Here is an 8,469-nt window from a genome sequence, read left to right as displayed (position 1 = left end):
CAAAGGATAGCTATAAACCTGGGGTATACTGGTATTTTATGGATGGGAACCTATCTAAAGAATCGATAAGCAAAGATCTCGAATCCATGAAAAAAGCCGGTATCGGTAACCTGGTTTTTCTCGAAGTTAATGTGGGCATACCCCGCGGCAAAGTAGATTTTTTAAGCAAACAGTGGATCAGTCTTTTTGCACATGCAGAAAGAGAAGCCAGACGGCTTGACATCGAGATTACTTTAGGCATAGGGCCGGGATGGACAGGAAGTGGTGGGCCTTGGGTAAAAGCTGAGGAATCTATGCAGCACCTTGTTTCCAGTCAGGTAGTGGTTTCATCGGCAGATAAAGGCAAGATCATGCTACCTGTTCCTATACCAAAAAGGCCATTTTTCGGTGAAGACAATCTCACCGTGGATTTTAAAAAGGAGTGGATGGCTTATTATAAAGATGTAGTTGTGCTGGCTTTTCCTTTTGAAGAACACACAACCAAAATAGCAGATATTGATGAAAAGGCCCTTTACTACCGTGCGCCTTATAGTTCTGGAACGGTAAAACCATATCTTTCCTCCCCATTTGCCGGGCAGGCAGGAAAGAGCAAAGGCATAGAAAAATCAGCTATTTTAGACCTCACTTCCAAAATGTCTTCAGATGGTGCGCTGAACTGGACCCCACCTGCCGGCAAATGGACGGTTATGCGCTTTGGGGCCTGCAATAACGGGGCAATTACCAGGCCGGCACCTGTTCCTGGCCTGGGCTTTGAATCTGATAAATTCGATACCCTTGCATTAAACCATCATTTGGATACCTATGTGGGTAAACTGTTGGGTAGTATAAACAAAACCAGGAAAGATATTACGGGTGGGCTTAAGCGATTACACATGGACAGCTGGGAAATGGGCGCACAGAACTGGACAGGCAGTTTTAGACTAGCTTTTATCAAAAGCAGGGGCTATGATCCGCTAAAGTATTTTCCTGTCTATTCAGGGCACATTGTAGGTAGTTTGCAAGAGAGCGAACGTTTTTTATGGGACCTGAGAGAGACTGCTCAGGAACTTATCCTGAAAAACCATGCAGAACAGGTAAAAGCCTATGCGCACCGTTATGGCTTATCCCTTTCCATCGAGCCTTATGATATGAACCCAACCGCCGATCTTCGGCTTGGCGCGGTGGCAGATGTACCCATGGCCGAATTCTGGAGTAAAGGATTTGGATTCAATTCTACTTATAGCGTTATTGAGGCCACTTCGATAGGTCATGTGATGGGCCGTTCGCTTATTCCGGCTGAAGCTTTTACCGCTCAGGATAATGAAGGTTGGAAACAACATCCAACCAGCATGAAAAACCAGGGAGACTGGGCATTTGCGGCCGGGGTGAACCGCTTTGTATACCACACCTTTCAGAATCAGTTTTTGCCAGATTCGCTCAAACCTGGGGCAACGATGGGGCCATATGGTGTACACTGGGACAGAAACCAGACCTGGTGGCCCATGGTAGATGCTTATCATGCCTATGTAAGCAGATGCCAATACCTGTTGCAGCAAGGAAGAACGGTTGCCGATATTCTTTATCTAACTCCAGAAGGTTCACCGCATGTTTTTGTCCCCCCTTCTTCAGCGTTGAGAGGCGATACCCTGGCCGACCGCAGAGGTTATAATTTTGATGGATGCGCACCTGCACAGCTTATGGAAGCGAATGTAGAAAACCGCTATATTGTATTTCCAAGCGGTGCCAGATACCGCATAATGGTACTTCCCGAAAGTGAAACCATGACACCTGAGCTGCTTACCAAGATTTCATCACTGATCGGCAAAGGCGCAACCGTTATCGGTAACCCACCAAAGCGTTCTCCTAGTTTGATGGGCTATCCAGGTTGTGATCAGCAGATTGAAAAGATCGTCCGCGAAATATGGGGGCAGGGGCAATTGCCGAAAACGCAGGAGACAAAACGTTACGGTAAAGGAACAATCATCTGGGGAGAAGCGTTACGTAAACAACAGGACCATCTTTATCCTCATTACAGACAGACAGCTGAGGTACTACATACATTACCATTGGAAGAGGATTTCGTTACAACGGCGCCTGTAAGATATACCCATCGTACCAATGAGAATTGGGATATTTATTTCCTTTCTAATACCAGCGATAGCGCTATCAGTTTTAAAGCTGCTTTCAGGTCGGTAAAAGGTGCTCCGGAGATTTGGGATGCGGTTACCGCTAAGATTAAACAGGTAAACGATTTCACTGTTGCTAATAAAAAAACGATGATCCCAATAGCATTGGCGCCTTATCAGAGCTGCTTTGTGGTGTTTTCGAAGGAAAATCGCATTACGCAGGTAGCTGGTTTGCGTGAAACACAGCGACAGGAATTGCTTACCCTAAAAGGACCATGGGAAGTGAGTTTTGACCCGAAATGGGGAGGGCCCAAAAAAGTGGCTTTTGATTCCTTATCTGATTGGTCTAAAAACAAACTTGAAGGCATCAAATATTATTCAGGGATTGCAGCCTACCAAAAATCTTTTGATTTTAAAGCAGGTAAGCTTAAAGGAAAAACCTATCTGGAGCTTGGAAAGGTGAAAAACCTTGCCCGTGTAAGCCTTAATGGAAAAGTGGTTGGGGTGTTATGGACACCGCCTTGGAAAATCGATATTTCCGCTCAGGTTAAACCAGGGAAAAACGAACTCCTTATAGAAATTGCCAACCTTTGGGCTAACCGGCTGATCGGCGATGAAGCAAAACCCGATGATGGGATTGCCGATGGTAAATGGCCGCAATGGTTGTTAAACGGCAAGCCACGAACCAGTGGCAGATTTACCTTTACCACATCTAAGCAATACAGTTCAGATTCACCTTTATTGGAATCTGGACTTTTAGGTCCGGTACGGATTATAAGTGAAAGCATAAATATCAAAAAAGAAGTTAAACTCAGGTAATTGTCCCTTTAGTGATATAACAATTTTGAAATCACGCCAACAACTGGCTTTTAGCAAAAAAAACGAAATAATAAAATGAAGTCTATAAAATACCTCATGTTAGTGATAACAGTTAAACTGCTCCTGATTGCGAATCTTTTATCTGCACAGGTTGCTATAGAGCCGGTAATTGCCGGAGATTTTGCCGATCCATCCATCATCAGGGCCAATAACCAGTATTATGTCATCGGTACTTCTTCCGAATGGGCACCACATTTCCCTATCTATACTTCTAAAAATCTACTCGATTGGAAGCAGACTGGGTATGTTTTTGAGCATGCACCCCAATGGACTTCGGGTTCGTTCTGGGCACCGGAATATGACTATCATGACAAAACCTATTTCATCTATTATACCGCAAGGCGAAAAAGCGACAACGTTTCGTGCATTGGCGTGGCAACTTCTAAATTTCCAGACCGGGGCTTTGTAGATAAAGGCGTAATAATCGATTACGGTAAAGAGTCGATCGATGCATTTGTTTATCTCGATGGTGCTACAAGATACATTACCTTTAAAGCATATGGCCTTGATAAGCGGCCAATTGAAATTTTGGCCTATAAACTTTCGCAGGATGGTCTTCACATTGAGGGAGAACCTTTTTCCCTGCTTAAAGATGAACAACGCATTGGTCTGGAGGGGCAGAGTATCCTGAAAAAAGATGGATATTACTATCTTTTTTATTCTTCCGGAAACTGCTGCGGCGCGCAGTGTGATTATAATGTTAGGGTAGCGAGATCAAAATTATTTGCCGGACCATATGCGCTTTATGAGGCCAACCCCTTATTGGCAGAGAATGCGTACTGGAAATGTTCTGGGCACGGTACTTTCGTAAAAACAGCAGATGAAAAATGTTATTACCTCTATCACGCTTATAATAAAAACACCAATGTTTTTAGCGGCAGGCAGGGCATGCTGGCGCAACTGGTGTGGCCACAAAACAACGCATGGCCGGCACTCAAAGCGCAAAGTGGACCAAACATTAATAATGATCTGAAAATTACCTTTACCAAGCCCGATATAGATAAAAAATGGCAATGGGATTTTAGGAACTCCTCTCCGAAAATTTCACAGCTAAATAGTCAGATCCATTTATCGGGCAATATTAAAAAAGATAATTTAAGCGGAATCGCATTAACCGTTAGACCGGTATCAGGTGTTTTTGAAGTTACAGCAACAGTTAACAACACAAACGATGCCTTAAAGGGCCTGGTGTATTATGGCGATGCCAATGCTGCTGTAGGCGTGGGGGTAATTGGAGATGAAGTAGAATTTTGGAAGGTAGACAATAAGGGCAGAACTGTGCTCTCGAAAACAAAGATATCAGCAAGAGGCCAGGTAGAACTTAAAATGAAGGCCATGGCAGATTCAGGCCTGCTGGTGTTTTTTAAGCAAGGAGATCAGGAATGGCAAAACCTTCCCTCAAAAGAAAAGGTTACTGGTAATTTTTTGCCACAATGGGATAGGAGCCCTCGTATTGGTCTTCATTTTAAAGGAAATCCAGCGCAAAGGGCCTCTTTTTCATCCTTTGAATTAAAGTATTAAAATTGATCCAGTTGATGAATGTATAGGTTTATTAACTGGATCCAGTTTGTATGCTATAGGCCTTTATAGGAAGTTAGTTTTTCCCTTTCCAGTCTACAACCTTTAGCTCATCGCCGACACAGATAATTCCCGATTGCTGATGAAGCAGATTCTGGCCAAACATGATTTTTTTACCTACCGTACGGTAGCTGGCCAATGTTCTTAATGGTTCCTGCCCTTTTTCACCAGTTTGCTGATCGATGGTAATGAGCACGCATCTGGCACATGGTTTTACGGCCGAAAACAATACATCACCAATGTGAAAGGTTTTAAAACTATCTTCAATATGTGGCTCCCCGCCCGTAAAAACAAAATTTGGGCGGAAACGGTCCATTCGTATTGGATCGGCGAGCTTTTCATTAAGCCCATTGAGCGACGATTGGCCGATAAGCAGGCAGGGATAACCATCGGCAAAACTAACCACTTCATCATTCGAAGCATAATCCCGATCGACCAATCTTTTTTCGGTTAAAGGCATTTTTACCAATCTAACCTTAAATTTTAGGAAATTGGAGAACCAATCGCTTACTGTTTTATTTATTTCAAGTGCAGTGGCGGTATCGTTCCATATTACAACAGATAACTGTTCTCCGGTATCTTCATCCAAAGAAAATGATATGTTTTGCTCAGGTAATGTTTTATGGGAAACAGTTAATTTACCATCCCCAATATTCACCTGAAGCATTGCCAGTTCAAAATGTTTCCGTTGGGTAATAAATATACCTTCCGCATCAACAAGCATCCATCTTCTGTCATATTGCAGGCCTTTTTCTTCAAGATGTGCTTTTTCAAGCCGGATACCGCCCAGAGATTTGATAGGATAAATATTGATTTCAGAAAGGATAAATTTGCTCATGTTATCTGCAATTATAAAATTTCGATGTTCTTCTGTTCAAATGCCTCAAATATCTGTGCATTGATCATGCTTCTGGTTAAGTCGGCTTTAGAAATATCCTTGCACCAGAAATAAATATTGATGGTACTGTTCAGCTTACTCACCGGGCTGATCATAATAATAGGTTCTTTGCTGATAAAAACATTGCTGTTCTCTATAATAATTTCCCTGATCAGGTTTACCACTTCAGTAGAATTAAAGGGCTTTGCAATCAATAAAGAAATATCTACCCGCATCTGGTTGTTACTCAGCGTCCAGTTGATGATGTTGTTCGATAAAATAGAACCGTTAGGGATAATAATTTCGGCGCCTTCGTCGCTAAGTAAGGTACTGGAGCGTACGCCGATTTCCTTTACTCTTCCTTTTTTATTGCTCAGCTCCACAATGTCGCCAATTCGGATGGTTTTATCAAAAATTAGGATAATCCCCGATACAAAATTGCTTACAATATTCTGTAAGCCCAACCCAATTCCAACACCCAATGCACCAAGAATAACCGTGATTTTATCAATTGGCAGTCCGGAGGCAGCAACAGCGATTAAAAAGCCCCCAATTAATAACACCAAACGGGTTACGAGTAATTTCGAACGCTCTCCTTTGTTATCATCAAAACTGTCATCGCCTGTATCGCCAAAGAAATAAGCAATGTATTTCTGCAAAAAGTTGGCAACCCAGATAATGCCCAAAAACAATACGATGCCGCCAAAGGTAAAAGAGAAGTTGCCTATGGTTCTTTTTTCCGTGAGGATTTCCATTACCAATTCGTATAGTCCGTTAAAAATATTCAGGTTGGTGGTAAATATTATAAACCAGATAATGGTAGCACCAATGCCGGTTAGCCTTTTAAGTCCGGTAATTACGGGCTGCCAATCAAAATACTCTGGAAATCCTTTACGGATCCTGCTGCTTTTCATCTGCAACAAAAAGGCCTCCACCAATACTTTCGCCAGGATGGTTAGCGATATGGCATTTAAGAGCGAGCTTACCCCAGTAGAATAAAAAATCTGCGTGAGGGTAAAGCGGCCAAATAGATTACAAAAGGTGGCAATGATGGCAAAGCCAACGTAAATAAAACCCGTAGTGAGGATCATTCTGTATCTTTTGGTTTTCTCATCAAGCATTTTCCATACCATAATGCCATAGGCAACGGAGCTGATGGTTAAAAACAGCAGCAGCCAGCGCTGGTATCTTGGTGGCATACCCAAAAGGCGTAAAAAAACCGGAGCAAGAAGAAGTACCACAAATATGCACCAATAGTAAAATAACTTTGAGCCTAGCTTTTTACGGAAAAATACAGTAAGCAAAATGGCCAGTATAATCTCTACAGCTTCTATGTAAAGTGCAGGCGCCCTCAGATCGAATATAGGGGCCAGTGCAAAGAGCATGATAAAAGTAATTAAATAAGGCTGCGGACTAACAAGTGAAAAACCATCAAGGGTTTCTAAACGCCCCCGCTGTTTTACGCTTCTAAAATTGAAAAATACCCAAAAGAAGAATATGGTACAGGTAAAAAGTAATAACAATCGGCTGCTTCTGGTGTACACAAAATAATAGCCCGATATTTCTTGTTCTCCTTTAATAAACCTTCGGAAGCCCATGCTTTTATTGGCCCGTCTGTTTACTGTTTCCCACAAATAACGGCGCTCTTTACCAAAAGCTTTAATGCTTACAGCATCGAGCTGACTATCGGTAAGGTACATCAACTCTTTAATATTGATGAGGTTAGAAGAGGTTCTGGCCTGCAGGTTGTTGATTGATAAAGTAGTCGTTTTCAGTAGACTATCCATCACTATACGTTTCTTCTTTAACTCTGCAAACTGCTCTTTAAACATAACCTGTATGGCAGGTACCGTAAATACTTTAATCAGTACGGTATCTTTACGCAGGTTAAGAATCTCTGTTTTTAAAGCCCGCAACTCCTTTTCATATTCATCAAGGTCTGACAAACAATCTTTATTATTGCTCTGTAGTTCTTCCAGCAGGGTTTGATCCATCTGCAGGTTTTGCAGGTTAGGGGATCTGTCGCTTTGGGTTAACCTGCTTTTAAGCAATGCCAGTGCAGCTTCATCCTGCGTTAAATGTGCTTCTATGGGTTTAAGTTTCTTAAAGGAGCCAACGGTAACCGGAACTTTATTTACGGTTTCAAATACTTTTTCCAGGTGCGCAAGATAATCGCCTTTGGTCAATGTAGCAGAATCTGAAAGAATAGATACATCCTGCCCCTTATCTACAGGCTTATCTTTCTGCGCAAACACATGGCCAGAAAAAAATAAGATAAGGAGTAGAGATATTAAGTTCCGTATGGCTGGGTAAAAAGAATTTCGTGTTATCATTGAGCTTAGGCAGTATTGAATATTATCCGTTATGGGAATATAGGTTTTCAAAAATAGGAATTAGGATTGATTTTTTAATCAGAACACAAGCACTACAGGATTATGTATATGCTTTTAATACTTCGCAATGACGACCTTTCTTATGGGATCTGTCAATGGTAGGGTTAATTTATTGTATAAAATCAATATAAACGACATGGTATTTTAAGGACGATAAACGATGGGAAATCGTCATTGCGAGAAGGCTTTTTTGCCGACGAAGCAATCTTTATCGAAAGGATCACTAGCATGAAAGATTGCTTCGTCGTTCCTCCTCGCAATGACGACCTTCTTTTGGAATTTGTTGTTGATAGGAATAATTTATTTTATAAAAATCAATATTAATGACAGAAGAATTTTAAAGAGGTGAGCTGATTAGAAGTATCGTCATCTCGATCCCGAAGATTCGGGAAGAGATCTTTAAATTTGATTTCAATAACATAGTTCAAAGATCTCTCCTCCGAAGGAGTTCCTTTGGAACACTCCGCAGTGCTTCGGTCGAGATGACGATCATTCCATTGGAGTCTGTGAATGGTAGCTTGTCGAAGGGTCTTAAGGTGTTGCGATAAGCTCTCCGTAGGAGTCCTTTGGACAACATACATCATCTGAGGTGAAATCGCCTTATGATACAACCTCGTTTTTTGAATATAAACTATAC

4 protein-coding genes are annotated in these 8,469 nt (G+C 41.8%); 2 read left to right on the top strand and 2 right to left on the bottom strand.

What is annotated here, in order from left to right; all coding sequences use genetic code 11:
* The coding region (locus tag AC1DND_RS12220) for a glycosyl hydrolase (protein WP_477581951.1) at nucleotides 1-2,924 on the top strand (2,924 nt) is incomplete at its 5' end.
* Between the two features lie 96 nt (nucleotides 2,925-3,020).
* Nucleotides 3,021-4,505: a glycoside hydrolase family 43 protein gene (locus AC1DND_RS12215; protein WP_477581949.1), complete on the top strand. Its 1,485-nt coding sequence runs from the start codon at nucleotides 3,021-3,023 to the stop codon at nucleotides 4,503-4,505.
* Between the two features lie 73 nt (nucleotides 4,506-4,578).
* Here AC1DND_RS12215 and AC1DND_RS12210 read toward each other — a convergent pair whose 3' ends face one another.
* Nucleotides 4,579-5,400 carry an MOSC domain-containing protein gene (locus AC1DND_RS12210; RefSeq protein WP_477581948.1) on the bottom strand — a complete coding sequence of 274 codons (822 nt, stop codon included), beginning with the start codon at nucleotides 5,398-5,400 and terminating at the stop codon, nucleotides 4,579-4,581.
* An 11-nt stretch (nucleotides 5,401-5,411) separates the two neighbouring features.
* Nucleotides 5,412-7,772, bottom strand: coding sequence for a mechanosensitive ion channel domain-containing protein (locus AC1DND_RS12205; protein ID WP_477581946.1), 2,361 nt, complete (start codon nucleotides 7,770-7,772; stop codon nucleotides 5,412-5,414).
* Between the last annotated feature and the right edge of the window lie 697 nt (nucleotides 7,773-8,469).

The organism is Pedobacter sp. 01N416 (assembly GCF_056399685.1).
This window is presented reverse-complemented; position numbering and strand designations above follow the sequence as displayed.